Origin of the sequence: Pseudonocardia sp. T1-2H, assembly GCF_038039215.1 — a bacterium.
Classification (GTDB): Bacteria; Actinomycetota; Actinomycetes; order Mycobacteriales; family Pseudonocardiaceae; genus Pseudonocardia.
On sequence record NZ_JBBPCL010000001.1, the window covers coordinates 1,412,176 to 1,438,954 of the forward strand.

Genomic DNA, 26,779 nt, shown 5'->3' on the forward strand with positions numbered 1-26,779 from the left:
CGTCCCCGCAGGCCGACCGCACGGGCCTCGTTGCGCGCCCGCCGGGCCGAAACCGTGGTCACCTCCCCTCGGCGGCCGTACCGTCGGGGGATGGCGAAGGTCCACGACGGCATCTCGGGTCGGCTGCGGGAGTTCATCGAGGCGCAACCGGTGTTCTTCGTCGGCACCGCGCCGTTGGACCCGGACGGGCTGGTGAACCTCTCGCCGAAGGGGACACGCGGCACGTTCCGGGTGGTAGACGAGCACACGTTCGCCTATCTGGACATCACCGGCAGCGGCATCGAGACGGTCGCCCACCTGCGGGAGAACGGGCGGATCTGTGTGATGTTCTGCGCCTTCGAGGGGCCGCCGAACATCGTCCGGTTGCACGGGACGGGTCGGGTGCTCGCCGCCGGCGACCCCGGTTTCGACGACGCGCTGGCGGGCTTCGGCGAGGCCGGCACGAGCCGGCGGATGCAGTCCCGCGCCGTGATCACCGTCGACGTGGCGCGGGTCGCCGACGCCTGCGGTTACGCCGTGCCGTTCATGGACTACCGCGAGGAGCGGACCCTGCTCGACCGCTGGGCGGACGACAAGACTCCCGGGGACCTCGAGGCGTACCACGCGAAGAAGAACGCCGAGAGCATCGACGGCCTCCCGGGTCTCCTACAGCGCGCCTGACCAGGGTGGTGGAGTGTGCCGTCCGTGCGCCGACGAGTCGCCGCGCTGGCTGCGGTATCGCGCGGCGACCTCCACAACTCCCCTCCACAGAGGTGCTGTCCGAGGAGCTCCTCGCGTGGGTGTGGTTCAGCCGGTCGCGTGCCTCTTCACCGCGGCCAGCGCCTCGTCCGCGTGGGCGTCGAACTTCGACTCGCTGGCGAACGCGGCGACGATCCGCCGGTCCTGACCGATGACGAAGGTCTGCCGGCGGGTGTGCAGCCCGCCCGGGAGCCACCAGCGCCACGCGCCGAACTCCTTGGCGACCTCGTGGCCCTCGTCCGAGAGGAGCGGGTACCCGAGCGAGTGGCTCGTCGCGAAGACGCTCTGCTTCAGCACGCTGTCCCCGCTTATCCCCACGGGCTGCGCGCCGGCGGCCGCGAAGTCCGCGGCGAGGTCGCGGAAGTGGCAGGCCTCCTGCGTGCAGCCGCCCGAGGAGGCGATCGGGTAGAAGAACAGGACGACGGGGCCGTTCGCCAGCAGGTCGGAGAGCCTGCGCGGGGTGCCGGTCTCGTCCTTCAGCTCGAAGTCGCCGACCTGGTCGCCGGGGTTCATGGGGGTCCTCTCGGGGGTGCGGGCCTGTCGGTGCGCGTTCGGGCGCGCGCGGGGACCGGCTCGGGTGATCATGGTCTGACCCGCTTCTTCGGGGGCAGGGGAATGAAGCCGCTGGTCCGCTGCACATACTCCACGTAGCCGGGCCGCCGGTTCCCGATGGTGCTCTCGAGCAGCTTCGCGCCGGTGCCCCTGGCCAGGTTGAACGTCATCGCCGCGGCGGCGGCCAGGCCGATCAGCCCGGCGGCGTGGTGCAGCGCGAGGATCGCGAGACCCCACCAGACGACCGCGTCGCCGAAGTAGTTGGGGTGGCGGGTGTAGCGCCACAGGCCCGTGCCCATGACCTTGCCCTTGTTGTCCGGGTCCGCGGTGAACCGGGCGAGCTGCGCGTCGCCGATCGCCTCGAAGAGGAACCCGACCAGCCACAAGGCCACGCCGAGGACCGCGGTGACGACGCCGGGCATGGCTGTCGCGAACCCGTACTGGCCCAGCTGGACCGGCAGGGACACGAACCACATCACCGCGGCCTGGGGCAGGTAGATCCGGCGGACCGCGCGGAGGTGGGGGTTGCCCGGCGCCCTCGCCATGAGCGCCACGTAGCGCTCGTCCTCGGGCTTGCCGTGGTTGCGCCGCCCGATGTGCCAGGCCAGCCGCGCGCCCCAGACCACGGTGAGCGCGGTGATCAGCCAGCGTCGCCACGCGTCGCCCGCGCCGGCGGAGAGGATCAGCGTGGTGATCGCGACGATCGCGAACCCGCCGCCCCACACGGCGTCGATGCCGTCGTGGCGCTTGCGCAGGACCGCGACGCCGAGCGCACCGAGCATCACGACCGGGATGACGACGGCGCTGACCCAGAGGTTGGTCAGGAACGCACCCCAGGGGTAGTCCACGCCCCTCATCGTGTCGGAGCCGCCGTGGACGCGCGCGGCGCCCCGTCCACCTCGTCCTGGGTGACGTCCGCGGTGAGCCGGTCCAGCGCGGGGTCCGCCCCGAGGGTGGCCGCGCGGCCGCGCGGGAGCCCCGAGCGGCCGTCGGCGTCCGGGCGCACCATCAGGATCTGGTGCACGCCCATCCGGTTCTCCTCGAACGCCAGCGCCGCGCCGGCGAGATAGAGCAACCAGACGCGGTACTGCTCCTCGCCGATCAGCCGGATCGCCTCGGACCTGTTGTCCTGCAGCGTGTCCAGCCACGGCCGCACGGTCCAGACGTAGTGCTCGCGCAACGAGTGGACGTCGACGACCTCGAGCCCGGCCGCCTCCAGGAAGTTCAGCGTCTCGCCGAGCGGGCGCATGTACATGTCCGGTGCGACGTAGCTCTCCATGAACGCGCCGCCGCCCGGGGCGGTGTTGCTGCCGGCCGCGCCACGGGACATCTGCTGCAGCAGCAGGCGGCCCTGGGGGAGGAGGAGCGTGTGCAGCTGCGCCGCGTAGACGGGGTAGTTGTCCTGCCCGACGTGCTCGCCCATCTCGACGCTGGAGACGGCGTCGAAGGGGCGATCGGTGATCTCGCGGTAGTCCTGCAGCCGGATCTCGACCCGGTCGGTCAATCCGAGCTTCGCGACGCGGGCGAGGCCGAGTGCCCGTTGCTCGGCGGACAGCGTGACGCCCACGGCGGTGACGCCGTAGTGCGTCGCGGCGTGGATGAGCAGCGAGGCCCAGCCACAGCCGACGTCCAGCAGTCGCATCCCCGGCCGGAGGCCGAGCTTGCGGCAGATCAGGTCCAGCTTGTCCCGCTGCGCGTCGGGGAGGCCGTAGCCCTCGCCCGCCTCCGAGGCCCAGTAGCCGCAGGAGTAGGCCATCCGCGGGTCGAGGAGGAACTCGTAGAAGTCGTTCGAGAGGTCGTAGTGGTGCGCGATCGCCGCGCGGTCGCGGCGGCGGGTGTGCAGCCCGCCCGCGAGCCGGGCCTCGGACGCCGGGCGCCGCGGCTTCGGGCCGACGGCCCCGAGGCGCGCCGCGATCCGCACCGCCGCCGCCTTGTCCGCCCGGGACAGCGACACGGGGCGGCCGCGGCCGAGCTTCCAGAAGCGGGACAGGCCGTCCGCGATGTCGCCCTCGACGTCCAGCTCCCCGGCGACGAACGCCCGGGCGAGCCCGAGCTCGCCCGGGTTCCACAGCAGCCGGCGCAGGGCGCGGCGGTGCCGGACGATCGCGACGGGCGCGGCCGGGTCCGCGGGCGGGCCGGCCTCGCTGCCGTCCCAGGCGCGGAGCCGGAGGGGCAGCGGGGCGCCGAGGACGCGTTGCAGGAGGTCGGCGAGCTGAGGGGCGACGGGCTTGGCCACGGCGTGTTTCTCCAGGTCGGATGGGGTTGTGCGCGGGAAACCTCGTTAGAAGGAGGTTTCCCGCGCACAGAGGGAGAACTGGTGGACGTCGAGGTAGCCGACGCGGAAGCCCGCCTCGCAGTAGCCGAGGTAGAACTCCCACATCCGGCGGAAGGTCTCGTCGAAGCCGAGCCCCGCGACGTCCTCCCAGCGGGCCAGGAAGCGCTCCCGCCAGTGGTGCAGCGTGCGGGCGTAGTCCGGGCCCAGCGTGCGGCGCTCGACGATCCGCAGGCCGGTGTGCTCGGCGAGGTTCTGCTCGATCGCCTCGACGGAGGGGATCAGGCCGCCGGGGAACACGTACTTGTGGATCCACGTGTAGTCGTTCCTGGACACGACCATCCGGTCGTGCGGCATCGTGATCGACTGCAGCCCCACCCGTCCGCCCGGTTTGAGCAGCCGGTCCAGCGCCGCGAAGTACGTCGGCCAGTACTCCTCGCCGACGGCCTCGACCATCTCCACGGAGACGACGGCGTCGTAGCTGCCCCGCGCCTCGCGGTAGTCCCGCAGCAGCACCTGCACGCGGTCGCTCATCCCCGCCGCGGCGATGCGCTGCTCGGCGAGCGTCGCCTGCTCGGCGGAGATCGTCAGGGTGGTGACCCGGGCGCCGCGCTGCGCGGCGCGGATCGAGAGCCCGCCCCAGCCCGTCCCGATCTCCAGGATGTGCTGGCCCGCGGTCACCCCGGCCATGTCCAGGATGCCGTCGATCTTGCGGTGCTGGGCCTCGACGAGGTCGTCGGAGCCCGGGGCGAACCAGCCGGCGGAGTAGGACATCGTCTCGTCGAGGAAGATCGAGAACAGGTCGTTGGACAGGTCGTAGTGGCGGTGGATGTTCTCCCGGGACCCCTCGACCGTGTTGACCTCCTCCTTCGGCTGCCGCGCCTCGACGTGGGACCGCGCGAGCCGCTGCAGGGCCGGCGGGATGAGCGTGGAGAGCCGGGCCGCGAAGGGGGTGAGCAGCTCGGGGAGCGAGGTCGTGGTCCAGTCGCCGGCCATGTACGCCTCGCCGAACCCGATCTTGGAGCTCGCGCCGAGGCGCTGGAAGAACGCCTCCGGGCGGACGATCCGCATCACCGGCGCGTCGCTCCCGCCCGCCCCGATCCGGTCGCCGCCGGGGAACACCACGCTCACCGGCAGGGAGCGGACCGCGCGCCGGAACAGCCCCTCGGCGATGCGCCCCTTGAGCTTCGCGCTCGGCGGGGTGGCCAGCCCGGGCCACACACCGTCGTGGGGACGGGGCACGAGCCGGTCGGCGCGCAGCACGGGCGGGGCGAACCGCGCGGCGGGAGCCGGATCGGGACCTGCGGGTTGGGTGGGCTGGACGGTCACTGGACCCCTTCCTGCGGACGGTGTGTCGGGCGGGCGACGACGGGGAGCCTGCGCAGCCACAGCGCGATGCCGTGGCGACGGATCAGTGCCGACGTCCGATGGGTGACGAGCGGGCGCCGCAGGAGCATCCGGAGCAGCTCGCGGGTGGTGGCCGGCCGGCGGGTGCCGACGACCGTCGCGGACAGGGCGGTGGACCCCTGCCGGCGCAGCGTGATCGCGAGCGCGAGCCGCTCGCCGGGTTCGGGGACGGACATCGAGTACCGCCCGTCGACGGCGAGGAACGGCGACACGTAGAAGTCCTTGTCGACGACCGCGCGCCCGCTCGCGTCCGGCCGCAGCAGGTAGCAGTGTCGCTCGCCGTAGGTGTTGTGGACCTCCGCGACGACGCACTCGAGCGTGCCGTCGGCGCGGTGGCACCAGTAGACCGAGATCGGGTTGAAGACGTGGCCGAACGCGCGGGCGTTGGCGAGCATGAGGACCTGCCCGCCGCGCAGGTCGACGCCCTGGGTGGCGAGGTAGGCGTCGAGGTTGCGCCGGATCGTCGCGGCCGGGTCGCCGAGGTGGTCCCGGGCCTCGAACCGCGCGAACGGCCGCATCGGGCGGGGGAGCCGGGGGAGGTCGTCGAGGTCGACGAGCCAGTAGTACACGGAGTGCGCGAATCCGTGGTCCCTCTCCTGCCGGCGCCGGTGCCGGACCTGCGCGTCGTAGAGGGCGGGCACGACCGCTCGTGCGCGGTCGTCGTCGCCTCGGCAACGGCTTTCGCGCACGGGCGGCGGAGCCGCGCTCACCAGCCCGCCTCGAGGGACTCGGCGGCGCGGACCCCGGAGAGGCAGCCGTCCTCGTGGAAGCCCCAGCCGTGGTAGGCCCCGGCGAACGCGGTCCTGCCGTCGTTCAGCGTGGGCAGGGCGCGCTGGGCGGCGACCGAGGCCGGCGTGTAGACCGGGTGCTCGTAGGTCATCCTCGCGACGACCTTCTCCTCGGCCACGCGGCCGGCGCCGTTCAGGGTGACCACGTACGCGTCGGGGTCCACGAGGCGCTGCAGGCGGTTCATGTCGTAGCTGACGAGCACCGGGGCGTCGGTGCTCGCACAGCCGGCCTTGAGGTAGTTCCAGGAGGCCCGGGCCCCCGCCGTCCGGGGCAGGACGGACGTGTCGTGGTGCAGCCAGGTCTCGTTGCGGGAGTAGGTGAACGCGCCGAGGACCGCGGCCTCGTCGGGCGTCGGGTCCGCGAGCAGGCGCAGCGCCTGGTCCGGGTGCGTGGCGACGACGACCCGGTCGAACCGGTGGGCCACGTCGTCGTCCGTCCGGATCTCGGCGCCGGTCGAGGAGCGGCGGACCGCGCGCACCGGCGTTCCGGGATGGACTGTCGTGATCTGCTTCGCGACCAGCTCGACATAGCTGCGGGAGCCGCCGACGACCGTCCGCCACTGCGGCGAGTCCCCGATGGACAGCAGCCCGTGGTGCTCCAGGAACGTGAACAGGTAGCGGGCCGGGTAGTTCAGCGAGGGCTCCGCGCCGGCGCTCCAGACGCAGGAGACGACCGGGATCATGAAGTGGTCGACGAAGTACCGGGAGTACCCGCCGATCGCGAGGAAGGCGCCGAGCGTCACGTCGTCGGAGTCCGTGAGCTGCAGGAACCGGCGCGCGTGCCGGTGGAAGCGGACGACCTCGCCCAGCATCTTCAGGTACGGCCCGCGCCGGACGTTCGACGCCTGCGGGAACAGCCCGCCGAGCTTCCGGGCCCCCGCGTACTCCAGGCCGCAGCCCTCGCAACGCACGCTCATGGACATGTCCGAGTCCTGTGTGGCGACGCCGAGCTCGCGGAACAGCCGCAGCAGGTTCGGGTAGGTCCGGTCGTTGTGGACGATGAAGCCGGAGTCGACGTGGGTGGTACCGCCGTCGGACGCCGTGAGCTCGTGGGTGTGGGCGTGCCCGCCGAGGCGGTCGTCGGCCTCGAAGAGGCTGACGTCGTAGCGGCGCTGCAGCAGGTGGGCGGCGGTCAGGCCGGCCACGCCACTGCCGATCACCCCGACTGTCTCGCGTGGACTGGTCATCGGACGGCTCCGGTCAGGACGGTCGTCAGTCCGGCGGGTGCCGGTCGTCGCATAGCGTTCGTGATGTCGGGGTCAGGGGGTTCGATCTCGATCTCGCCGAGCACGAACCGCCGGACCAGGGAGGCCCAGTCGCCGCTCCGGCGGAGCATCGAGTGGCCGTCGCCGAGGACCTCGAAGCGGGCGACGCGGTCCGTCACGGCCTTGGCGCGGACCGCATAGGCGAGGGACTGCCGCGGGTCCGTCCAGCGGTCCCGGTCCCCGTGGGCGATGAGCACGCTGCGGCCCGCGAGCTGTGCGACGGGGTCCGAGCCGTCGAGCCAGGGGGCCAGGGCGCAGACCGCGACCACGCCGTCCGCACCCGCCGCCCGCAGCACCGCGCGGCCGCCCATCGAGTGCCCGAGCAGCACGATCGGCACGCCGGGGTGACGCCGCCGGAGCTCGCCCAGCATCGCCTCGACGTCGCGCTGGGCGTCCCGGTCCGCGCCGTTCCAGCCGCGGTGGCGGTAGCGGAGCATGAACACCCCGAGCTCGGGGCCGGCCCGTCGCAGGTCCTTCGCGAACGGCAGCATCCGCCAGTACGTCAGCCGTCGTCGTTCGCCGGACTCCCGGCTGCCCGCCCGGCCGCCGTGGGCCACCAGGACCAGCGCGGCGGGATCCGGGCGCCGGCGGCCGACCGGCTCCAGCCGGGGCAGCGCCCTCCCGGGGACGTGACCGGTCACCTGCCACCTCGTATCGCTCGGCCGACGTTCTCGGTGGTTCCTCCGTTCCGGAGCGGCTCGGCGGATGGCGACCTGCGAGCCATGTCACATGTGGTCGACGATCAGCTCGTGACCCGCCGCGCCGCGCCCTCCGGCCGTGAGCGAGGATCCTGTTTCGACCCGCGGCGTCGAACGCTCCACCCGGCGCCCGCCACCGAGATCTGGAGACCTGGGGATGATCACTCCGCCGCTGCTCACGGCGCGGGAGAAGCTGCTGCTGACCCTGCGCCGCCGACGCCGGGGCTCCGGTTTCTGGTACGGCCTGGCCATCGAGGTGATCTGGCCCTTCGTGATGGCGTTCACGCGCATCTCCTGGTCCGGCGGCGAGCGGATCCCGCGCACCGGGGGCGTCCTGCTCGCCGCGAACCACGTCTCGATGGCGGACCCGATCTACGACGTCGCGTTCACGATCGTGAACGGCCGAATGCCGCGGTTCCTCGCGAAGTCCGAGCTGTGGGGGGTCCCCGTGGTCAAGTGGGTGCTCGGCCGGGGCGGGCACATCCCCGTCTACCGGGAGTCCGCGCGGGCGGGGGACGCCTACCGGGAGGCCGTCAAGGCCCTCGAGCGCGGTGAGGTCGTCGTGTTCTATCCCGAGGCCACCTACACCGCGGACCCCGACGGCTGGCCGATGAAGGCGAAGAACGGCATCGGCCGGATCGCGATGATGACCGGGGTGCCCGTCATCCCGATCGCGAACTGGGGGACCCAGGACCTGCTGCCGCCGGACGACAAGCCGCGGCCGTGGCCGCGCAAGCGCGTCACCGTCCTCGCCGGACCGCCGGTCGACCTCTCGGCCTACATCGGCAAGCCCCGCACCCGCACGAACCTCGACGGCGCCACCGGCGCGATCATGTCCGCGGTGACGAAGCTGGTCGGGGAGGTGCGGGGGGAGACCCCGCCGTCGATCCCGTTCGACCCGGACGCGCGCCGGGAGCCCTCGGGGCCGCCGAGTGCGCTGGGGGAGCGGCCGGCCAGCTGATCACGGGCTGCGCGGTACCTCGCGGCCACCCGCGGCCGTCAGGTACCGCGAACCGTGATCAGGCGGCCTTGCTCAGCTTCTCCAGCCGACGCGACGTGGGCCAGCGGACCGACGTGGCCCAGCCCGCCTTCTCGAATCCCCTGATCACCGCGGCGGAGAGGTCGATCTGGCCCTTCCTGACCCCGTGCCGGGCACAGGTGGGGTCCGCGTGATGCAGGTTGTGCCAGGACTCGCCGAAGGACAGGATCGCGAGCCACCAGACGTTGGCCGAGCGGTCCCGGGCGGCGAAGGGGCGCTCGCCCCACATGTGGCAGATCGAGTTGATGGACCACGTGACGTGGTGCAGGAGCGAGACGCGCACGAGGCCGGCCCAGAAGAACGCGGTCAGCGCACCCCACCAGGACCAGGTCACGAGGCCGCCGATCAGGGCGGGGGCGAGCAGCGTCAGGGCGCTCCACAGGCCGAAGAGGCGGCTGACGCGGTTGATGTCGCGGTCCGCGAGCAGGTCCGGGGCGAAGCGCTCGGCGTTGGTGAGGTCCCGGTCGAAGAGCCAGCCCATGTGCGAGTGCCAGAAGCCCCTCGCCAGCGCCCGCACGCCCGTGCCGAACAGCCACGGCGAGTGCGGGTCGCCCTCCTTGTCCGAGAACGCGTGGTGGCGGCGGTGATCCGCGACCCAGGTGATCACCGGGCCCTGCATGGCGAGCATCCCGGCGATGGCCAGCGCGATCCGCAGCGGGCGGTTCGCCTTGAACGAGCCGTGCGTGAAGTAGCGGTGGAAGCCGACGGTGATGCCGAGGCCGCTGACGACGTAGAAGACCGCGGCGATCACCACGTCGGCCCAGCCCAGGAGGCCGAAGACCGCGGCGAGGGGGACGGCGGCCAGCAGCGCGGCCAGCGGGGTGAACACGAAGACGTACACGCCGATCTGCTGCGCCAGCCCGCGGCTGCCGTCGAGGACCGGCCGCGCGCCGGCGGCCTCGGGAGTGTCAGCGGTCAGGGTCATCGGGCCTCGCACCTCACAGGTCACTCCAACGTCAGCGCTCGCGGAACGTGCCACCGCGATGTTCGATGCCCGAGCCTGCCCGGATCGGCGCCCTCAGGGTAAGGGCAACCTTCGTCACATGCCGGGCTAGACGTCGAGGCCGAGGAGCGCGTTCTCGACGACCTCGGGCAGCGCCGGGTGGATCCAGTACTGCCCGGTCGCCATCCGTCGCGCGGTCAGCCCGAACGACATCGCCTGGATCAACGGCTGGATCAGCGACGACGCCTGCGGGCCGAGCAGGTGCGCGCCCAGCAACCGGCCGGTCCCGCGCTCGGCGATGATCTTGCAGATGCCGGTGTGGTCCTCCATCGCCCAGCCGTAGGCGACGTCGCCGAATTTCTGGATCTTCACCGTGTAGTCGATCCCGGCGTCCCGGCACTGCTGCTCGGTCTTCCCCACGACCGCGATCTGCGGATCCGTGAACACCGCCGAGGGGACGAACCGATGATCGATCTCGATCATGTCGTCGGGGTGGAGCAGGTTGTGCCCGACGACCTTCGCCTCACGGTTCGCGACGTGCTTGAGCTGCCAGGGCGAGCTGATGTCGCCGAGGGCGAACACGCCCTCGGCGCTGGTCCGCTGGAACCTGTCGACGTCGATGCGGCCGTCGGAGAGGGTTCCGATGCCCGCCGCGCCGAGGTTCATCAGGTCCCCGTTCGGGACGCGGCCCGTGGCGACGAGCAGGATGTCCGCCCGGAGGGTCGAGCCGTCGTCGAGGGCGATGGTGAGGTCGCCCGCAGTGCCGCTGAGACCGGTGACCTGGCAGTTGAGTCGGACGTCGATGCGGGAGCCGGCGACGGCGAGGCCGGTGTAGGTCTCCGAGATCGTCTCGTCGTGCGAGCGGAGCAGGGCGTGGCTCCGGTTGACCAGTGTGACCCGGCTGCCGAGCGCGGAGAACACGTGGGCGAACTCGGAGGCGATGTAGCCGCCGCCGAGGACCACCAGCCGCTCCGGGAGCTCCGGCAGCCGCATGATCGTGTCCGACGTTTCGAAGGGGACGCCCGAGTTCTCGACGACTGACGGCACCATCGGCCTCCCACCCGCCGCGACGACGACCTGGTCCGCCGTGATCATGTCGGTGCCCGAGCCGTCGGTGCGGGCCACCTCCAACGTACGCGGAGCGGTGAACGACGCGTGCCCGAAGTAGACGGTGACGTTGGGGCTGCGCTCGACGCGGTACTGCCTGCCGCCCGCGGAGATCGGGTCGATCCGGCTGAAGACCCGGTCCCGGATGTCCGACCAGCGGATCTTGTCGATGGTCGCGTCCACACCGTACTTCGCGGCGCGCCGGACGACCTCGGCGACGTCCGCGGCGTAGACGTACATCTTCGTGGGGATGCAGCCAACGTTGAGGCAGGTGCCGCCGAACACCCCGTGCTCGACGAGCGCGACGTCGAGACCCGCGAACCGCTCGTCGAGGAAGGTGTTGCCCGAACCGGTGCCGATGACGACGAGATCGTGGTGGCGCACCCCGCCTAGGCTAGCCGCGAGCAGGCGGTGCGGCTCGTCCGGCGGCCGGGATCACGCGCGGTGGACGTGGTCTGGTAGTCACTGGGGCATGAGCGGCGAGACGACTGCGGCGACGGTACGTCGCTCCTGGGCCCTGGACCTCGACGCGCGGACGCTCTACGAGCTGCTGCGCCTGCGGGTCGACGTGTTCGTGGTGGAACAGGCCTGCCCCTACGGCGAGCTCGACGGCCGGGACCTGGAGGACCGCGCCCGGCACTACTGGCTCGCCGGGCCGGGGGAGCCGGAGCCGATCCTCGGCTGCGTGCGGCTGCTGAAGGAGCCGGACGGCGACTACCGGATCGGCCGGCTGTGCACCTCGCGGGACGTCCGCGGCCGCGGCCTGGGCCGGCAGCTGATGCAGGCTGCGCTGGCGGAGGTCGGGGACGGCGCGTGCATCCTCGACGCGCAGGAGCACCTGGCCGAGTTCTACCGGGAGTTCGGGTTCGAGCCGACGGGCCCGGCGTACGACTGGGACGGCGTCGCCCACCTGCCGATGCGGCGCCCGTCCCGCTGACGGGTGACGCGCCGCGCGGGGTGACGGGCGTCCTGGTGCGTCATACTCCGCCCGACGTTCGCGGCGCGGGGCCGCGCACGGAGAGGGGCGGGGACGCGATGAGTGACGACCGGGTCAGCACGAACGGCACGAGAGCGACGCCGTCCCCCGGACCGACCGTCGACGAGCCCGTGCCCGGCGCCGACCTGTCCGGCGGCTCGACCGTCGCGACCCCGGACGGGACGACGACCGGCCCCACGCCCACCCCCGCCCCGCCGGCGCGCCCGGTCGGCCGGACGCGGACCAGCGGGCTGTGGGTCGGGCTGATCCTCTCGACCCTGGTCCTGATCTTCCTGCTGATCTTCATCCTGCAGAACCTGAACCCGGTGGAGATCCACTTCCTGGGCGTGGTCGGGACCCTGCCGACGGGCGTCGCGATGCTGTTCGCGGCCGTCGCGGGGGTCCTGCTGGTCGCGATCCCGGGCAGCGCGCGGATCCTGCAGCTGCGCCGGGCCGCGAAGAAGGGCGCCCGCCGGGCCCGGTAGGCCGGCGGACGCCCTCGCGTCGTTTCTTCGGTCAGGCGGCGCGTCGGCGGCCGCCGCGGCCGCCGGCGGGCCCGCGGCCCTGGCTGCTGCTGTAGCCGCCCTGGCCCTGGCCCTGGCCGCCGCCGGAGCTGCGGCCGCGGCCGCCACTGCGGCGTCCGCCGCCGGCCCGCGGCTGCTGCGCCGGCTTGGGGGCCTCGGGCACCGGGATCCCGCTCGGGGTCCGGGCGCCGAACACGTCGGTGAGGACCGGGGAGCCGACCACTCCGTCGTTGATCGTGGGGCGGACACCGGCCTGGCGCATCATCGTGTCCACCTCGCGGCGCTCCGGCGGGGTCACCATCGTGACGACGATGCCGTCCTCGCCGCCGCGGGCCGTGCGGCCCGCGCGGTGCAGGTAGTCCTTCGGGTCCGCCGGCGGGTCCACGTGGACCACGAGGCCGACGTCGTCGACGTGGATGCCGCGCGCGGCGACGTCCGTCGCGACCAGGACCGGCACGCTGCCGTCCTTGAACGCGTCGATCGCGCGGTTGCGGGCGTTCTGCGCCTTGCCGCCGTGCAGCGCGCTGGCCGAGATGCCGTCGCGGCGCATCTGGCGGACCAGGCGGTCCGCGCCGTGCTTGGTACGCACGAACATGATCGTGCGGCCCTCGCGGGCGGCGAGCTGGTGGACGACCGGGTTCTTGGAGTCCCGGTCCACGAGGAGCACGTGGTGGTCCATGGTCTCGACCGGTGCCGCGGCGGAGGCGACGGCGCGGGTCAGCGGGTCGTGCAGGTAGCGCTCGACCAGCGTGGCGACCTCGTTGTCCAGCGTCGCGGAGAACAGCAGCCGCTGCCCGTCGCTCGGGGTCTGGTCCAGGATGCGCCGGACCTGGGGCAGGAAGCCCATGTCCGACATCCGGTCCGCCTCGTCGATCGCGGTGACCTCGACGGCGGACAGGTCCGCGGTGCCCTGGCCGATGTGGTCGGTGAGCCGGCCCGGCGTGGCGACGAGCAGGTCGATGCCGCGGCGAAGCTCCGAGATCTGCCGGTTCATCGACATGCCGCCGACGACCGACGCCACGGTCAGGTTCAGCGCCTTGGCGAACGGGTTGAGCGCGTCCATCACCTGCTGGGACAGCTCGCGGGTGGGGACGAGGACGAGGCCGCGCGGGCGGCGGGGCTCGGCGCGGCCGCCGGCGAGGCGGGCGAGCAGCGCGAGGCCGAACGCGAGGGTCTTGCCCGAGCCGGTCTGGCCGCGACCCAGCAGGTCACGCCCGCGAATGGTCTCGGGCAGGGTCGCGGACTGGATGGCGCGCGGCTCGGTGAAGCCCTCCGCGGCCAGCGCGCGGAGCATCGGCTCGGGCAGCCCGAGCTCGGCGAAGCTGGGCATGCCGGACTCGGGGACGGTCCAGAGGACCTCCACCGGCATGGAGTCGATCGCGGAGTTGCGGCGCGGGGCCGATCCGCGGGAGGAGCCGCCGCCGCTGCTGCGGGGACGGCCGTTGGGGCTGCCACCCCCACGACGGGGACGGCGGGCAGGACGGGACGGGACAGTCAAGGAGACCTCCGGGACGTGGCACGTCTGCCGGAGCGGCCGCGCGCCGTGCGGCGCGGGATGGTCTCGGGACGGGCCCGGGCGCTGGGTGCGCGCCCGTAACGGGTACTGCGGTCGGTGGGCTCGGCGGCAACGAAGGGCCGAGCGCTCGTGGATCACACTACCGGAGACGCCCCCCGCGCCGGAGAGTGACGCCCGGTCACCGGCCCGCAGGTAGGCCCCGGCGGACGGATCGACGCGCTGGGCCGCCTCGTGGACGCGCGGTGACACCGCGGGCCCGTCCGGCGCGTCCGTGCCGGTCAGAGGCCGATCCCGGCCTCTGGTCGGAGGTCGCCGAGGAGCGTCTCGACGGTTCCGGACCCGGGCAGACCACGTGCGGTGAACCACTCGGTGATCCGGCGCACGTCGCGCGCCAGGAACTCCGGGCCCTGCGGATCGCCGACGACGTCGACCACCTGCGGCAGGTCGATCAGGACCAGGCGTCGAGGTTGCCCGCTCCGGCACGGCACAGCCCATCCCGCACGGCCCGGGGCCGTGCCACGGAATCACGCGGGGATGACGAGATCCAGGTGGGTCTCGCCGGTGCGCTCGACCGTGTGCCCTGCCCGTCGCGCGAGGCGCGCCACCGCGGACGCGTCCGCCGGCTCGGCGCGGGTGGAGGCGAGAAGCCGGGCCAGGGCGCCCTTGTGGGACTTGTTGTGGTGGCTGACGACGCTGCGCGAACCGTCCGGGCGTTCCGCCAGGACGTTCACCGTGACGGCCCCGGGGACGCGGGCGAGCGCCGCGTACGAGCCGGACCGCAGGTCGACGACGAGCTGCTCGGCCGCGACCGCGGCGAGCACCGGTTCGAGCACGGGCTTCCAGCGCGCGGCCAGCGTCGAGCTCGCGGGCAGTGCGGAGCCCGCCGACAGCCGGTAGGCGGGTACCGGGTCGTCCGCCCGCAGCAGGCCGAACAGCGCGGAGCCGACGGCGAGCCGCTCCCGCGCCCGGCCCGCGGCCGCGCCCCGTAGCGACGTGACGTCCAGGGCGTCGTAGAGCACGCCGGTGTAGCGGGTGATCGCCGGCATGGTCGGCGACGTCCACAGCTCGGCGTTGCGGGCGATCTCGTCGTCCTGCCGGCCGGAGAGGCCGAGCGCGGCGCGGCTGGCCTCCACGTCCGCGGCGAGGGCCACCACCTCGTCGAGCAGCTCCTTGCGCACCGCGTCCAGCTCGGGATGCGACAGCGCCGCGAGGTCGAGCGGCGGACCGTCGCCATCGGTCCGCTTGGTCTCCGAGGGCGGAAGCAGAACGAGCACCCGGCCACGCTAGCCAGGCCCGGCGGCGGGGCCGCCGCCCGGTCAGGGGGCACTGTTGTGCCACGTGTGACGGCACCGTTACGGTCGCAGCGTGATCCGTCTCGTGACCCGTCGACACGTCGACCTCATGCGCGTCACGAGCGCGTCCTGTCGTTCCGGCCGCTGACCTCGCGCTCGAACATCTCGCCCGGCGCCCGCGCCGCTGGCGCCCAGCGATCCCATCCCGGCCGGCCCGTACCGGGCCGCCTCCCTCTCAGGAGAGCAGCATGACCGAGACAGACCCCACCGCAGCCTGGTCCTTCGAGACCAAGCAGGTCCACGCGGGCGCCACGTCCGACCCGACGACCGGTGCCCGGGCGACCCCGATCTACCAGACCACGTCCTACACCTTCCGGGACACCGAGCACGCGGCGAACCTCTTCGGCCTCGCCGAGCTGGGCAACATCTACACCCGGATCATGAACCCGACCCAGGACGTCCTGGAGCAGCGCGTCGCCGCGCTCGAGGGCGGGATCGGGGCGGTGGCCGTCGCCTCGGGGCAGGCGGCGCAGACGCTGGCGATCCTGAACCTCGCCGAGTCGGGTGACCACTTCGTCTCCAGCGCCTCCCTCTACGGCGGCACGTACAACCTCTTCCACTACACGCTGCCGAAGATGGGCATCGACGTCACGTTCGTCGACGACCCCGACAACCTCGACGAGTGGCGCGCCGCGGTGCGGCCGAACACCAAGCTGTTCTACGCCGAGACGATCGGCAACCCGCGCAGCAATGTCCTCGACATCGCACCGATCGCGGACCTCGCCCACGAGAACGGCGTCCCGCTGGTCGTCGACAACACTGTCCCGACGCCCTACCTGGTCCGCCCCTTCGAGCACGGCGCGGACATCGTGGTGCACTCGGCCACCAAGTTCCTCGGCGGCCACGGCACCAGCATCGGCGGCGTCGTCGTGGACTCCGGCAACTTCGACTGGGGCGCGCAGGCCGCGAAGTACCCGGGCCTGACCACGCCGGACCCGAGCTACCACGGCCTGAACTACTGGGAGGCGCTCGGCCCGCAGGCGTTCCTGATCAAGTTCCGGGTGCAGCTGCTGCGCGACCTCGGCCCGGCGATCGCCCCGTTCAACAGCTTCCTGCTGATCCAGGGCATCGAGACGCTGTCCCTGCGCATCGAGCGGCACGTGCAGAACGCGCTGGCCGTCGCCGAGTGGCTGGAGGCCCGGGACGAGGTGGAGAAGGTCTACTACGCGGCCCTCCCGTCCAGCCCGTGGCACGCGCTGCAGCAGAAGTACCTGCCCAAGGGCGCCGGCGCGATCGTCGCGTTCGACATCCGCGGCGGCGTCGAGGCCGGCCGGAGGTTCGTGGACGCGCTGGAGCTGCACAGCCACCTCGCCAACATCGGCGACGTGCGCAGCCTGGTGATCCACCCGGCGAGCACCACGCACAGCCAGCTCTCCGGCGAGGAGCAGCTGGCGACGGGCGTGGGCCCCGGCCTCATCCGGCTCTCGGTCGGCCTCGAGGGCGTCGAGGACATCAAGGCGGACCTCGACGCGGGATTCCGGGCGGCCAAGGGCGCGTGAGCACGGACATCACCACCTCGGTGGACCCGGCCGTCCGCCCTCCCGCCAGCGGTGCCTGGCGGGAGGGGGACGACCCGGGCCGCCGGCTCTTCCTCGACCTCGAAGGCCCGTTGCGCCTGGAGGTCGGGGGCGAGCTGCCGCAGGTCCGGCTGGCGTACGAGACGTGGGGCGACCTCCGGGTCGACGCCGCGGGGCGCAGCAACGCGGTGCTGGTCCTGCACGCGCTGACCGGCGACAGCCACGTCGCCGGCCCCCTCGGCCCGGGCCACAAGAGCCCGGGCTGGTGGGACGCTCTGATCGGGCCCGGTCGCGCGCTCGACACGGACCACTGGTTCGTCGTCGCGCCGAACGTCGTCGGCGGCTGCCAGGGCACGACCGGCCCCGCCTCGACCGGCCCGGACGGGCGGACGTGGGGTGGCCGGTTCCCGTTCGTCACCGTGCGCGACTCGGTGCGCGCCGAGACCGAGCTGGCCGACGCCCTCGGGGTGGACCGGTGGGCGCTGGTCGTCGGCGGCTCGATGGGCGGCATGCGGGCGCTCGAGTGGGCCGCCATGGAGCCGGAGCGGGTGGAGCGGCTGCTCCTGCTCGCCTCCCCGGCGGCCGCGTCGGCGGACCAGATCGCCTGGGCCGCACCGCAGCTCGCCGCGATCCGCGCGGACCCGGGCTGGCGGGGCGGCGACTACCACGACCTCCCGGACGGCGCCGGCCCGCACGCGGGCCTCGGCGTCGCCCGGCGGATCGCGCACCTGAGCTACCGCAGCGGCTACGAGCTGGGCACCCGGTTCGGCCGGGACCCCCAGGACGGCGAGGACCCGCTGCACGGCGGCCGCTACGCCGTCGAGTCCTACCTGGATCACCACGCCGAGAAGCTGGTCCGCCGCTTCGACGCGGCGTCCTACGTGCGCCTCACGGAACTGATGAACGCCCACGACGTGGGCCGTGGCCGAGGAGGCGTCGCGGCCGGGCTCGCCCGGGTGACGGCGCGGACGATCGTGGGCGGGGTCAGCTCGGACCGGATCTACCCGCTCGAGCAGCAGGCGGAGCTGGCCGCGGGCATCCCGAACGCCGCCGAGCTGCGGGTGATCGACTCGCCGTACGGCCATGACGGCTTCCTGATCGAGACGGGCGCGGTGGCGGCGATGGTGGCGGAGCTCCTGAAGGACTGACCGGCTACCGGATCCGTTCTCCGTAGACCTTCTCCACGGTCATCGCCATCAGCACGCGCCGCTCCGCGACCATGACGGCGCGGTACTCGTCCCAGTCCGGGTGCTCCCCCGCGGCGTTGCGGTAGTAGTCGACCAGCGCCTGCACCTCGGGGGAGTCCGGGGTGGTGCTCGGGCCGGTCAGCGTGGCGGTGCCCTCGGCGGTCGCCCACGCCCAGCCGTCCGGGCTGGTGACCTCGATGCTCGCCCGCGGGTCCCGGCGCAGGTTCGCGGTCTTGGCCCGGCCCTCGGTCATCGAGACGTAGACGATCCCGGCCTCGCGGTCGTAGTACGGGGTGACCGGGGAGAGCTGTGGGCGGCCGTCGGACTTGAGGGTGGCGAGGACGCCGAGGCGGGCCTCGGCGATCAGTGCGTGCAGGTCGATCCCTGTGGCGGCGGTCATACCGATGCCAACCCGGGCGCGGCGCGGCGCTATTCCGGCAACCAGGATGCTGCCCTGTTCCGCAACCGGGGTGAAGCGGCCCGAGGCGCGTCGCTACCCTTCTCCGGGTGTTGACCAGGATGTCGTCGCTGTTCCTCCGCACCCTCCGCGAGGACCCGGCCGACGCGGAGGTGCCCAGCCACAAGCTGCTGGTCCGCGCCGGTTACGTCCGCCGTGTCGCCCCGGGTGTCTACTCCTGGCTGCCGCTCGGCCTGAAGGTGCTCCGCCGCGTCGAGCAGATCGTGCGCGAGGAGATGGACGCGATGGGCGCCCAGGAGATCCAGCTCCCCGCGCTGCTGCCCCGCGAGCCCTACGAGGCGACCGGCCGCTGGACCGAGTACGGGGCGAGCCTGTTCCGGCTCAAGGACCGCAAGGGCAACGACTACCTGCTGGGCCCGACCCACGAGGAGCTGTTCACGCAGGTCGTGAAGAGCGAGTACTCCTCGTACAAGGACTACCCGGTCACCCTGTACCAGATCCAGAACAAGTACCGGGACGAGGAGCGGCCCCGCGCGGGCATCCTGCGCGGGCGGGAGTTCCTGATGAAGGACTCGTACTCGTTCGACCTCACGGACGAGGGGCTGGCCGAGTCCTACACCCGGCACCGCGACGCCTACATCCGCATCTTCGACCGGCTCGCCCTGGACTACGTGATCGTCTCGGCCATGTCGGGGGCGATGGGTGGCTCGGCGTCGGAGGAGTTCCTGGCGATCACCGAGACCGGTGAGGACACGTTCGTCCGCGGGCCCGGCGGCTACGCCGCGAACGTCGAGGCCGTCACGACGCCCGCGCCGCCCGCGCAGCCGGTCGAGGACAAGCCCGCGGCGCAGGTGCACCACACGCCCAACACCCCGACCATCGAGTCCCTGGTGACGTTCCTCAACGGCGCGGGCCTGGGCCGGGAGTTCACCGCCGCGGACACGCTGAAGAACGTGCTGCTCAAGATCCGCCGACCCGGTGCGACGGAGTGGGAGCTGCTCGGCGTCGGCGTCCCGGGGGACCGCGAGGTCGACCTCAAGCGCGTCGAGGCCGCGGTGCACCCTGCCGAGGTCGCGCTGCTCGACGAGGCGGACTTCGCGCGCAACGCCTTCCTCGTCAAGGGCTACATCGGGCCGGGCGCGCTCGCGGCCAACGGCGTCCGGTATCTGGTCGACCCGCGGATCGTCACGGGCACGGCGTGGGTGACCGGAGCCGACAAGGCGGACCACCACGTCGTCGACCTCGTCGCGGGGCGGGACTTCACCCCGGACGGCACGATCGAGGCCGCCGAGGTGCGCGCCGGGGACCCCTCGCCGGACGGCCAGGGCGTGCTCGAGGCGGCCCGAGGTATCGAGATCGGACACATCTTCCAGCTCGGCCGGAAGTTCGCCGACGCGTTCGGGCTCGACGCGCTGGGCCCGGACTCGAAGCCCGTCCGCATCACGATGGGCTCCTACGGCATCGGCGTCTCCCGGCTCGTCGCGGCGGTCGCGGAGCAGAGCCACGACGACTCCGGGCTGATCTGGCCCCGGTCGGTCACCCCGTTCGACGTGCACGTGGTCGTGGCGGGGAAGAACGCGGAGCTGATCGAGGGCGGTGAGGTCCTGGCCGCCGAGCTGGAGGCCGCGGGCCTGTCCGTGATCCTCGACGACCGCAAGGCGTCGCCGGGCGTGAAGTTCGCGGACGCGGAGCTGATCGGCGTCCCGACGATCGTCGTCGTGGGCCGGGGCCTGGCGAACGGCGTCATCGAGCTCAAGGACCGCCGCAGCGGCGAGCGGATCGAGATCCCGCGTGAGGGCGCCGCGGAGCACCTCGTGGGCGTCGTCCGCGGCTGACGCCCACTCGTGCGCGGAAATCGTCGCCAGGGCGACGGTTTCCGCGCACAGGCGCCGCAGGCGCGGGACACAGCGGATTCCCAGGACCGGGCGGGACGGTGGTGACGAACCGGCGGGGCCGGAGCGCTGACCCTCGCCGGGTGCACGAGCGCGGCGACCGGGTCGTCGGCGGCCCGGGCGACCACCACGTCGTCCGGCACGAGCACCGGGCAGATCCCCGAGGAGACCGCGGGCCCCTACCCGGCCGACGGCTCCAACGGCCCGAACGTCCTCGACGACGCCGGCGTCGTCCGCCGCGACATCCGGTCCAGCTTCGGCTCGTCGACCACCACGGCCGACGGCGTCCCGCTGACGATCACGTTCGCGGTCACCGAGGGGGGTGCCCCGCTGGTCGGCGCGGCCGTCTACCTCTGGCACTGCGACCGGGACGGCAACTACTCGCTCTACTCGAAGGGCGTCACCGGGGAGAACTACCTGCGGGGCGTGCAGGAGGCCGACGCGAGCGGGAACGTGGCGTTCACCAGCATCTATCCGGCCTGCTACGCGGGGCGCTGGCCGCACGTCCACTTCGAGGTCTACCGGAGCCTCGCGGACGCCACGTCGTCCGGGAACGCGATCACCACCTCCCAGATGGCGCTGCCGCAGGACGTCTCCGAGGCCGTCTACGCGACGGACGGCTACTCGGCCGGCGTGCGCAACCTCGCGCGCGTCTCGCTCGACTCGGACAACGTCTTCCGCGACGGCTGGGAGCAGGAGCTCGGCACCCTCACCGGCAGCGTCGACACGGGCTACACGGCCACCCTCGCCGTCAGGGTGTGATGCATCCGGTCCGTCATTAGTTAGGTAAGCCTGCCTTCACTCGCTACGGTCGTATGTGGATCGGGACGAGGGAAGGGATCGGCGTGGTGCGGACGTTGCGGGTGGCGGTGATCGGGGCGGGCCCGGCCGGGATCTACGCCACGGACACCCTGATGAAGTCCGGGACGCCCTGCACGGTGGACGTGTTCGACCGGCTGCCCGCCCCGTTCGGCCTGATCCGCTACGGCGTGGCGCCGGACCACCTGCGCATCAAGCAGATCGTCCATGCGCTGCACCGGGTGCTGGACCGGCCCGGCGTCCGGCTGTTCGGCAACGTCGCCTACGGGCGCGACCTCACGCTCGCCGACGTCCGCGCGCTCTACGACGCGGTGATCGTCGCGACCGGCTGCGAGAAGGACCGGGACCTGGACATCCCCGGCGTCGACCTGCCCGGCAGCCACGGCGCGGCCGAGTTCGTGCAGTGGTTCGACGGGCACCCCGACGCCCCGCGGGAGTGGTGCCTCGACGCCGAGCAGGTCGCGGTGATCGGCGCCGGGAACGTCGCGCTGGACGTCGCGCGGGTGCTGGCGAAGTCCGCCGAGGACATGCTGGCCACCGAGATCCCGGACAACGTCCACCGCGGGCTCGCCGCGAACCGCGCCACCGACGTCCACCTGTTCGCCCGCCGCGGCCCGGCCCGGGCGAAGTTCACGCCGATGGAGCTGCGCGAGCTCGACCACGTGCAGGGCGTCGAGCTCGTCGTGGACCCGGAGGACGTCGAGCTCGACGAGGGCTCGGTCGCCGCGCTGCGGGAGAGCCGGCAGCAGCAGATGGTGGTCCGGACGGTGCAGGACTGGGCGCTGCGCGACCGCCGGCCCGCCGCGGACCAGGCCCGGGCCCGCCTGCACCTGCACTTCCTGCGGGCGCCCGTCGCCGTGCTCGGGGACGGCAGGGTCACCGGCCTGCGCACGGAGCGGACGGAGCTCACCGGGACCGGCTCGGTGCGGGGCACAGGCGAGTTCACCGACTTCCCGGTCCAGGCCGTCTACCGGGCCGTCGGCTACCTCGGTTCGCCTCTCCCCGAGCTCCCGTTCGACCACGCGGCCGGGGTGGTCCCGCACGAGGCGGGACGGGTCCTGGACCTCGACGGGCAGCAGGTCCCGGGCGTCTACGCGGTGGGCTGGATCAAGCGCGGGCCGGTCGGGCTGATCGGGCACACCAAGGGCTGCGCCCTGGAGACCGTCGGCAGCCTGCTCGCGGACCTGGACACGCTCCCGCCCGCCCCGGTGCCGGACCGGTCCGCGATCGTCGAGCTGCTCACCGAGCGCGGCGTGGAGTACACGACCTGGGACGGCTGGCTGCGGCTGGACAAGCACGAGCGCGGCCTGGGCGAGGACCGGGGCCGCGAGCGGATCAAGGTCGTCCCGCGCGAGGAGATGGTGGCCGTCGCCCGGCGCTGACGCCCGCCCGAGGGGGCAGCGGCCGGCCAGACGTGAAGGCGTGGCCCTGCCACCAGGCGTAGAGGGTGGAGGCGTCGCCGTCGTCGCGGCCGCGGTGAACCCGCCGTCGAGGGCGCTCTGCTGGGAGTAGCGGCTGAACGTCGCGCCGTTCGGACCGTCGCTCGGCCCGTTCTCGCAGGCCAGGTACGCCGTCGCGCCGATGTTGCGGGCGGTCGGGTCGTCCGCGGCGCAGGTCGTGGCCGTGAAGCCGACGGGCAGGTCCGCGATCACCGGTCCGTCGACGGGCCGGGGCCCCCGGTGGTCGGAGGCAGGCTCGCGACGGTCTGCGGGACGACCGGCGGCCGGGTCGTGGTGGTGCTCGACGACCCCCCGCCACCTCCGCTCCCGCTCAGCGCGTAGGCGGCCGCGCCGCCGCCGCCGAGCACGACGAGAGCCGCGACCACCGCCGCGATCGTCCTGCCGCGCCTCCCCTTCTTCGCGGGCGGGGGCCCGGTCGGCGGGACGGGCGCGTGGCCCGGGCCCGCGGGTGGCGGACCCGTCCCGGCGCGAGCCGGACCGGCCCCGCCGGGATTCGGCCCGCTCGCCCGGCCCCGGGGCGCCGTCGGGTGGTCGCTGTGCCCGGGGCTGCTCCGGCTCAGCCCGGGGTCGCTCCGGCCGGGGCTGAACCCGGCCGGAGCGCCGAGCGACGGCCCGAGGTACGTCTCCGGGTCGGTGCGGGGCATCGGCGCCCCCGTCCCGAAGGTGGACGTCCTGGGCTCGCCGCTGCCGTCGGGGGGTGCGGCGCCCGGCACCCCCTGCGTGCCGACGACCGCGCGGGCCGCGGCGGCGAACGCCCCGGCCGTCGGATAGCGGTCGTCCGGGTTCTTCGCCATGCCGCGGGCGATCACCTGGTCCAGCGCGGCCGGCACGTCCGGACGGGCGCCCGAGGCCGGCGGCGGCTCGACGGTGAGATGCTCGTGCGCGAGGGTCGCCAGGTCCCCGTCGAAGGGCTGGCGGCCGGTGAGGGCCTGGTACAGGACGCAGGCCAGCGCGTACACGTCGACCCGGCGGTCCGCGGTGATCCCGCGGAAGCGCTCGGGCGCGAGGTGGGCGAGCGAGCCGGGCACGGTGCCGGTGCGGGTCGGGGTGGACCCGTCCCCCGCGGCGTCGGAGACGGAGCCGGCGATCCCGAAGTCGGAGAGGTAGGCGAAGACCGAGCCCGGGTCGACCTCGTCCCCGGGGACGCCCGCCAGCAGGATGTTCGACGGTTTGACGTCCCGGTGCACCATCCCCGCGGCGTGTGCCGCGTCGAGCGCGCTCGCGACCTGGGAGATCACCGCCACGGCCGCGGCGGGGGAGAGCGGGCCGTGGTCGTGCAGCCAGGAGCCGAGGTCCGCGCCCTCGACGAGACGCATGTCCAGGTAGAGCCGGCCGTCGATCTCGCCGAAGCGGTGGATCGGGACGATGTGCGGGTCGCGGAGCTTCGCGGCGGCCCGGCACTCGCGGCGGAACCGTTCGAGGTACTCGGCATCCGACGCGAGGTGGGGCGGCAGCACCTTCAGCGCGACCTCGCGGTCCGTCTCGGTGTCGAAGGCCCGGTAGACCTCGCCCATCCCGCCGCGACCGATCAGCTCCTCGATCGTGTACGGGCCGAACGTCGTGCCCTGCACCCTGTCCCCGTCTCCCCGGTCGCCCCCGGAAACCGCCACATCGGCCACCCACGGTAGCCGCGCGGCAGGGCCGGGCACAGGATCCGAGATCGGACCGTCGACTCGGCGCGGCCCGAGGATCTTCGGAACCCGGCGGCCGGTGTCAGCCCGCGATCACCCGGGCAGCGCCGCGCTCGCGGCGATCAGGTCCATCTCCTCCCGCGGCGGGATGGGCGGGATCGCCGGGCCGCCCGCGGTGTCCACACCGGAGGTGAGCAGCGCGGTCCCGGCCCGCCCACCGGCCGTCGTGGGGACGGCGAGGACGAGGACGAGACCCTCGGTCCCGAGGCAGCCGTCGGATGAGGGGGGCGTGGCGCGCACCTCCACCAGGCTCCCCGTGGTCTCGGCGTCCCCGGGTCCGGGCACCTGCACCGGGGTCGTCGAGACGACCGTGACCGCCGGCACCCGGCCGGACGTCCCGGTGTAGGACTGCGTGGCGATGCGGGTCGCGAACTGCGCGGCGAGCTGGGCGGGATCGCCGCGGTCGGAGACCAGCGCGCTGGACGCGGAGCCGCGGATGTACCCGTTGCCGCGGCAGGTGTAGGACGGCGCGTCCGCGCGACCCTCGAAGCCGACCCCGAGCGCGAACGGGCCGCCGGCCGGGTTGGACCTCCAGCCCGGCGGCACCGAGTAGGTCAGGAACGGGGTGGTGATCGGCCGGTACGACGCCGGGATCGCCGGGCGGTAGCCGGCGAGGTTGCCCCGGACGAGCACGACGCCCGCCACGACCAGGGCCCCCACGACGACGAGCGCGAGGGCCACGAGCGCGAGCGCGCGGCCCCGCCGCTTCGGCGGGGGTGCGGTGAGGCCCGCGGGAGCGTTCCAGGGGTCGGCAGGGGGAGTGCCCCAGGGCCGGCTGTCCCACTGCCCCTGCGGGCCCCACTGCTGCCCCGGGTCCGCCTGCGGACCGCCCCACGGTGCCGGCGGGTACGAGGTGCCGACCCAGGTCTCGTCCGCCCGCGGTACCGCGGGCTGCCCGACGTGGCCGGGCGCGGCCGGGTACTGCTGTCCGGGGTACCGGGGGACGGACTCGCCGGGGTCGGCGTACCGGTCCTCGGTCCGGTCGGCCGGGGTGGGCTCGGGGGACACGTCCCCGTTCTCTCGTGGTTCCTGCGGGCTCGAGTCCGCGGTCCCGGGGGTGCTCACGAGCGGAGACTAGCGCGGAGGGGGCGACTCGATCGGCCGATCGAGGGAGGTCATCGGGCCCGGGACGACCTCCGCCCCTGATCGCCGGAGAACGCGCGGGTCCTAACCCTGCAGGAACGACAGCCGGACGCTCCGCACCGCGTTGTCGACGTTGGTGTCCACCAGGCACACGGACTGCCACGTGCCCAGCGCGAGCTTCCCGCCCAGCACCGGCACGCTCGTCGACGGCGGGATGAACGCGGGCAGGACGTGGTCCCGGCCGTGCCCGGGGCTGCCGTGCCGGTGCCTCCAGCGGTCGTCGGCAGGGAGGAGGTCCTTGAGTGCGGCGAGCAGGTCGGTGTCGCTCCCCGCGCCCGTCTCGATCACCGCGATACCGGCGGTCGCGTGCGGTACCCAGACGTTGAGCAGGCCGTCGCCGGCGCCGGCGCCGCGCAGGAAGTCGTCGATCGGGGAGGTCAGGTCGACGACCCGCTCCTCGCCCCCGGTCCGGATCTCGATCAGCTCGCTGTGCACCCGGAAAGCCTAGGCTCACCCCGTGCGCGAGGCCTTCGGTGAACGGTTCGACGTCCCTGCCGGCTATCTGAACACCGCGAGTGTCGGGGTTCCGCCCGCGCCGGTCGCGGACGCCATGGAACGGGCGGTGCGGGACTGGCGGTCCGGATCCGCCACGGCACCGAGTTACGACGACCCCACGGAACGCGCCCGCGCGGCGTGGGCCCGGCTGGTCGGCGTCCCGGTGGACCGGGTCGCGATCGGCGCCGCCGTGTCGCCGCTGGTGGGGCTGGTCGCGGCGTCGGTCCCGGACGGCACCCGGGTGGGCGTCTGCGAGGGCGAGTTCACGAGCGTCAGCTACCCCTTCGCCGTGCAGGGCCGCGGCGTCACCGTCACCGAGGTCCCTCTCGACGAGCTGGGTGCGCGGGCCGCGGAGTTCGACCTCGTCGCGACGAGCGTCGTGCAGTCCCTCGACGGCCGCCTCGCCGACCTCGACGCCCTGGAGGGCGTCCGCGCGCACGGCACGCGGGTGCTCCTGGACGTCACCCAGTCCGGATGGCTGCCGACCCGGCTGGACTGGGCGGACGTCGTCGTCGGCGCGGGCTACAAGTGGCTGATGTCCCCGCGCGGGACGGCGTGGATGGCCGTGCACCCGTCGCTGGCGCCCACCCCGCACGCGGCGGGCTGGTACGCGGCCGCGGACCGGTGGGGCAGCACGTCCGGGCTGCCGCCGCGGCTCGCGCCGGACGCCCGGGCGCTGGACACGTCACCGGCCTGGATGTGCCAGGCCGGGGCCGCCGTCGCGCTGGAGTGGGTCGCCGGGCTGGACCTCGAGCTCGTCGCGAAGCACTGCACCGGGCTCGCCGACGCGTTCCGGGCCGGGCTGGGCCTGGAGCCCGCGGGCTCGGCGATCACGCACGTGCGCGTGCCCGGGGCGGCCGAACGGTTCGCCGCCGCCGGGATCACCGCGACCGACCGCGGCGGCGGGGTCCGGCTGTCCTTCCACCTCTACAACGACATGTCCGACGTCGAACGGGCCCTGGCGGCGCTCAGCGGGTGAC

General features: G+C 73.6%; 28 protein-coding genes. 11 read left to right on the top strand and 17 right to left on the bottom strand.

Annotated features, from left to right (window positions below):
* Positions 1–90 precede the first annotated feature (90 nt).
* Positions 91–660: a pyridoxamine 5'-phosphate oxidase family protein gene (locus WBK50_RS07115; RefSeq protein ID WP_341334822.1), complete on the top strand. Its 570-nt coding sequence runs from the start codon at positions 91–93 to the stop codon at positions 658–660.
* A gap of 126 nt (positions 661–786) precedes the next feature.
* On the opposite strand, the gene WBK50_RS07120 is transcribed toward WBK50_RS07115, so the two are convergent.
* The 7 genes from WBK50_RS07120 to WBK50_RS07150 all read right to left on the bottom strand — a co-directional run bounded on the left by WBK50_RS07120 (position 787) and on the right by WBK50_RS07150 (position 7,663).
* A complete protein-coding gene (locus WBK50_RS07120) occupies positions 787–1,251 on the bottom strand; it encodes a peroxiredoxin (RefSeq protein WP_341334823.1) in 465 nt (154 codons plus the stop codon).
* A 68-nt stretch (positions 1,252–1,319) separates the two neighbouring features.
* Entirely contained in the window at positions 1,320–2,072 is a 753-nt protein-coding gene (locus WBK50_RS07125) for a DUF1295 domain-containing protein (protein WP_445942341.1), read from the bottom strand.
* 71 nt (positions 2,073–2,143) lie between these two features.
* On the bottom strand, positions 2,144–3,526 hold the full coding sequence (locus WBK50_RS07130) for a cyclopropane-fatty-acyl-phospholipid synthase family protein (RefSeq protein ID WP_341334825.1): 1,383 nt from the start codon (positions 3,524–3,526) through the stop codon (positions 2,144–2,146).
* Between the two features lie 45 nt (positions 3,527–3,571).
* Positions 3,572–4,825, bottom strand: coding sequence for a class I SAM-dependent methyltransferase (locus WBK50_RS07135; protein WP_445942342.1), 1,254 nt, complete (start codon positions 4,823–4,825; stop codon positions 3,572–3,574).
* Between the two features lie 62 nt (positions 4,826–4,887).
* Positions 4,888–5,610, bottom strand: coding sequence for a DUF1365 domain-containing protein (locus WBK50_RS07140; RefSeq protein ID WP_341334826.1), 723 nt, complete (start codon positions 5,608–5,610; stop codon positions 4,888–4,890).
* 65 nt (positions 5,611–5,675) lie between these two features.
* Positions 5,676–6,944, bottom strand: coding sequence for an NAD(P)/FAD-dependent oxidoreductase (locus WBK50_RS07145; RefSeq protein ID WP_341334827.1), 1,269 nt, complete (start codon positions 6,942–6,944; stop codon positions 5,676–5,678).
* Positions 6,941–7,663, bottom strand: a complete 723-nt coding sequence (locus WBK50_RS07150; RefSeq protein WP_341334828.1) for an alpha/beta hydrolase — start codon at positions 7,661–7,663, stop codon at positions 6,941–6,943. The genes WBK50_RS07145 and WBK50_RS07150 overlap by 4 nt, the downstream gene beginning before the upstream one ends.
* 214 nt (positions 7,664–7,877) lie before the next feature.
* Between WBK50_RS07150 and WBK50_RS07155 the strand changes: the two genes are divergently transcribed.
* A complete protein-coding gene (locus WBK50_RS07155; protein ID WP_341334829.1) occupies positions 7,878–8,681 on the top strand; it encodes a lysophospholipid acyltransferase family protein in 804 nt (267 codons plus the stop codon).
* 58 nt (positions 8,682–8,739) lie between these two features.
* On the opposite strand, the gene WBK50_RS07160 is transcribed toward WBK50_RS07155, so the two are convergent.
* Both WBK50_RS07160 and WBK50_RS07165 read right to left on the bottom strand, forming a co-directional pair.
* Positions 8,740–9,684: an acyl-CoA desaturase gene (locus WBK50_RS07160; protein WP_341334830.1), complete on the bottom strand. Its 945-nt coding sequence runs from the start codon at positions 9,682–9,684 to the stop codon at positions 8,740–8,742.
* Between the two features lie 126 nt (positions 9,685–9,810).
* Positions 9,811–11,193: a mycothione reductase gene (locus WBK50_RS07165; protein ID WP_341334831.1), complete on the bottom strand. Its 1,383-nt coding sequence runs from the start codon at positions 11,191–11,193 to the stop codon at positions 9,811–9,813.
* An 88-nt stretch (positions 11,194–11,281) separates the two neighbouring features.
* Here WBK50_RS07165 and WBK50_RS07170 point away from each other — a divergent pair, with 88 nt between their 5' ends.
* Positions 11,282–11,746, top strand: a complete 465-nt coding sequence (locus tag WBK50_RS07170; protein ID WP_341334832.1) for a GNAT family N-acetyltransferase — start codon at positions 11,282–11,284, stop codon at positions 11,744–11,746.
* Positions 11,747–11,844: 98 nt separating this feature from the next.
* On the top strand, positions 11,845–12,270 hold the full coding sequence (locus tag WBK50_RS07175) for a LapA family protein (RefSeq protein WP_341334833.1): 426 nt from the start codon (positions 11,845–11,847) through the stop codon (positions 12,268–12,270).
* A 31-nt stretch (positions 12,271–12,301) separates the two neighbouring features.
* Here WBK50_RS07175 and WBK50_RS07180 read toward each other — a convergent pair whose 3' ends face one another.
* The 3 genes from WBK50_RS07180 to yaaA form a co-directional block, all read right to left on the bottom strand.
* Positions 12,302–13,678, bottom strand: coding sequence for a DEAD/DEAH box helicase (locus tag WBK50_RS07180; protein ID WP_341334834.1), 1,377 nt, complete (start codon positions 13,676–13,678; stop codon positions 12,302–12,304).
* 425 nt (positions 13,679–14,103) lie between these two features.
* Positions 14,104–14,313, bottom strand: a complete 210-nt coding sequence (locus WBK50_RS07185) for an RIO1 family regulatory kinase/ATPase domain-containing protein (protein WP_445942232.1) — start codon at positions 14,311–14,313, stop codon at positions 14,104–14,106.
* Positions 14,314–14,349: 36 nt separating this feature from the next.
* Positions 14,350–15,099, bottom strand: a complete 750-nt coding sequence (gene yaaA / locus WBK50_RS07190) for a peroxide stress protein YaaA (RefSeq protein WP_341334835.1) — start codon at positions 15,097–15,099, stop codon at positions 14,350–14,352.
* A 91-nt stretch (positions 15,100–15,190) separates the two neighbouring features.
* Between yaaA and WBK50_RS34970 the strand changes: the two genes are divergently transcribed.
* The 3 genes from WBK50_RS34970 to metX all read left to right on the top strand — a co-directional run bounded on the left by WBK50_RS34970 (position 15,191) and on the right by metX (position 17,842).
* Positions 15,191–15,265 carry a putative leader peptide gene (locus WBK50_RS34970; protein WP_366890865.1) on the top strand — a complete coding sequence of 25 codons (75 nt, stop codon included), beginning with the start codon at positions 15,191–15,193 and terminating at the stop codon, positions 15,263–15,265.
* A 100-nt stretch (positions 15,266–15,365) separates the two neighbouring features.
* Positions 15,366–16,676, top strand: a complete 1,311-nt coding sequence (locus tag WBK50_RS07195; protein WP_341334836.1) for a bifunctional o-acetylhomoserine/o-acetylserine sulfhydrylase — start codon at positions 15,366–15,368, stop codon at positions 16,674–16,676.
* On the top strand, positions 16,673–17,842 hold the full coding sequence (gene metX, locus WBK50_RS07200; RefSeq protein WP_341334837.1) for a homoserine O-acetyltransferase MetX: 1,170 nt from the start codon (positions 16,673–16,675) through the stop codon (positions 17,840–17,842). Before WBK50_RS07195 ends, metX begins: the two co-directional genes overlap by 4 nt.
* Positions 17,843–17,846: 4 nt before the next feature.
* Here metX and WBK50_RS07205 read toward each other — a convergent pair whose 3' ends face one another.
* Positions 17,847–18,281, bottom strand: coding sequence for a PPOX class F420-dependent oxidoreductase (locus WBK50_RS07205; protein WP_341334838.1), 435 nt, complete (start codon positions 18,279–18,281; stop codon positions 17,847–17,849).
* Positions 18,282–18,388: 107 nt separating this feature from the next.
* On the opposite strand from WBK50_RS07205, the gene WBK50_RS07210 reads away from it, so the two are divergent.
* Positions 18,389–20,134 carry a proline--tRNA ligase gene (locus tag WBK50_RS07210; protein ID WP_341334839.1) on the top strand — a complete coding sequence of 582 codons (1,746 nt, stop codon included), beginning with the start codon at positions 18,389–18,391 and terminating at the stop codon, positions 20,132–20,134.
* A 236-nt stretch (positions 20,135–20,370) separates the two neighbouring features.
* Here the strand turns inward: WBK50_RS07210 and WBK50_RS07215 are convergent, their stop codons facing one another.
* Positions 20,371–20,505, bottom strand: coding sequence for a hypothetical protein (locus WBK50_RS07215; RefSeq protein ID WP_341334840.1), 135 nt, complete (start codon positions 20,503–20,505; stop codon positions 20,371–20,373).
* A gap of 16 nt (positions 20,506–20,521) precedes the next feature.
* On the opposite strand from WBK50_RS07215, the gene WBK50_RS07220 reads away from it, so the two are divergent.
* Positions 20,522–20,953 (top strand): hypothetical protein, encoded by a 432-nt coding sequence (locus WBK50_RS07220; protein WP_341339326.1) that lies wholly within the window; start codon positions 20,522–20,524, stop codon positions 20,951–20,953.
* A gap of 83 nt (positions 20,954–21,036) precedes the next feature.
* A complete protein-coding gene (locus tag WBK50_RS07225; protein WP_341334841.1) occupies positions 21,037–22,392 on the top strand; it encodes an FAD-dependent oxidoreductase in 1,356 nt (451 codons plus the stop codon).
* A 266-nt stretch (positions 22,393–22,658) separates the two neighbouring features.
* Here WBK50_RS07225 and WBK50_RS07230 read toward each other — a convergent pair whose 3' ends face one another.
* The 3 genes from WBK50_RS07230 to WBK50_RS07240 form a co-directional block, all read right to left on the bottom strand.
* The gene (locus tag WBK50_RS07230) at positions 22,659–24,041 is read right to left on the bottom strand and encodes a serine/threonine-protein kinase (protein WP_341334842.1); all 1,383 of its coding nucleotides are present in this window, start codon (positions 24,039–24,041) and stop codon (positions 22,659–22,661) included.
* A 153-nt stretch (positions 24,042–24,194) separates the two neighbouring features.
* Complete coding sequence (locus WBK50_RS07235; protein ID WP_341334843.1) at positions 24,195–25,226, bottom strand: hypothetical protein; 1,032 nt, start codon at positions 25,224–25,226, stop codon at positions 24,195–24,197.
* Positions 25,227–25,328: 102 nt separating this feature from the next.
* Positions 25,329–25,739, bottom strand: a complete 411-nt coding sequence (locus tag WBK50_RS07240) for a YjbQ family protein (RefSeq protein ID WP_341334844.1) — start codon at positions 25,737–25,739, stop codon at positions 25,329–25,331.
* A gap of 22 nt (positions 25,740–25,761) precedes the next feature.
* On the opposite strand from WBK50_RS07240, the gene WBK50_RS07245 reads away from it, so the two are divergent.
* Positions 25,762–26,778 carry an aminotransferase gene (locus WBK50_RS07245; protein WP_341334845.1) on the top strand — a complete coding sequence of 339 codons (1,017 nt, stop codon included), beginning with the start codon at positions 25,762–25,764 and terminating at the stop codon, positions 26,776–26,778.
* Position 26,779: the final 1 nt, after the last annotated feature.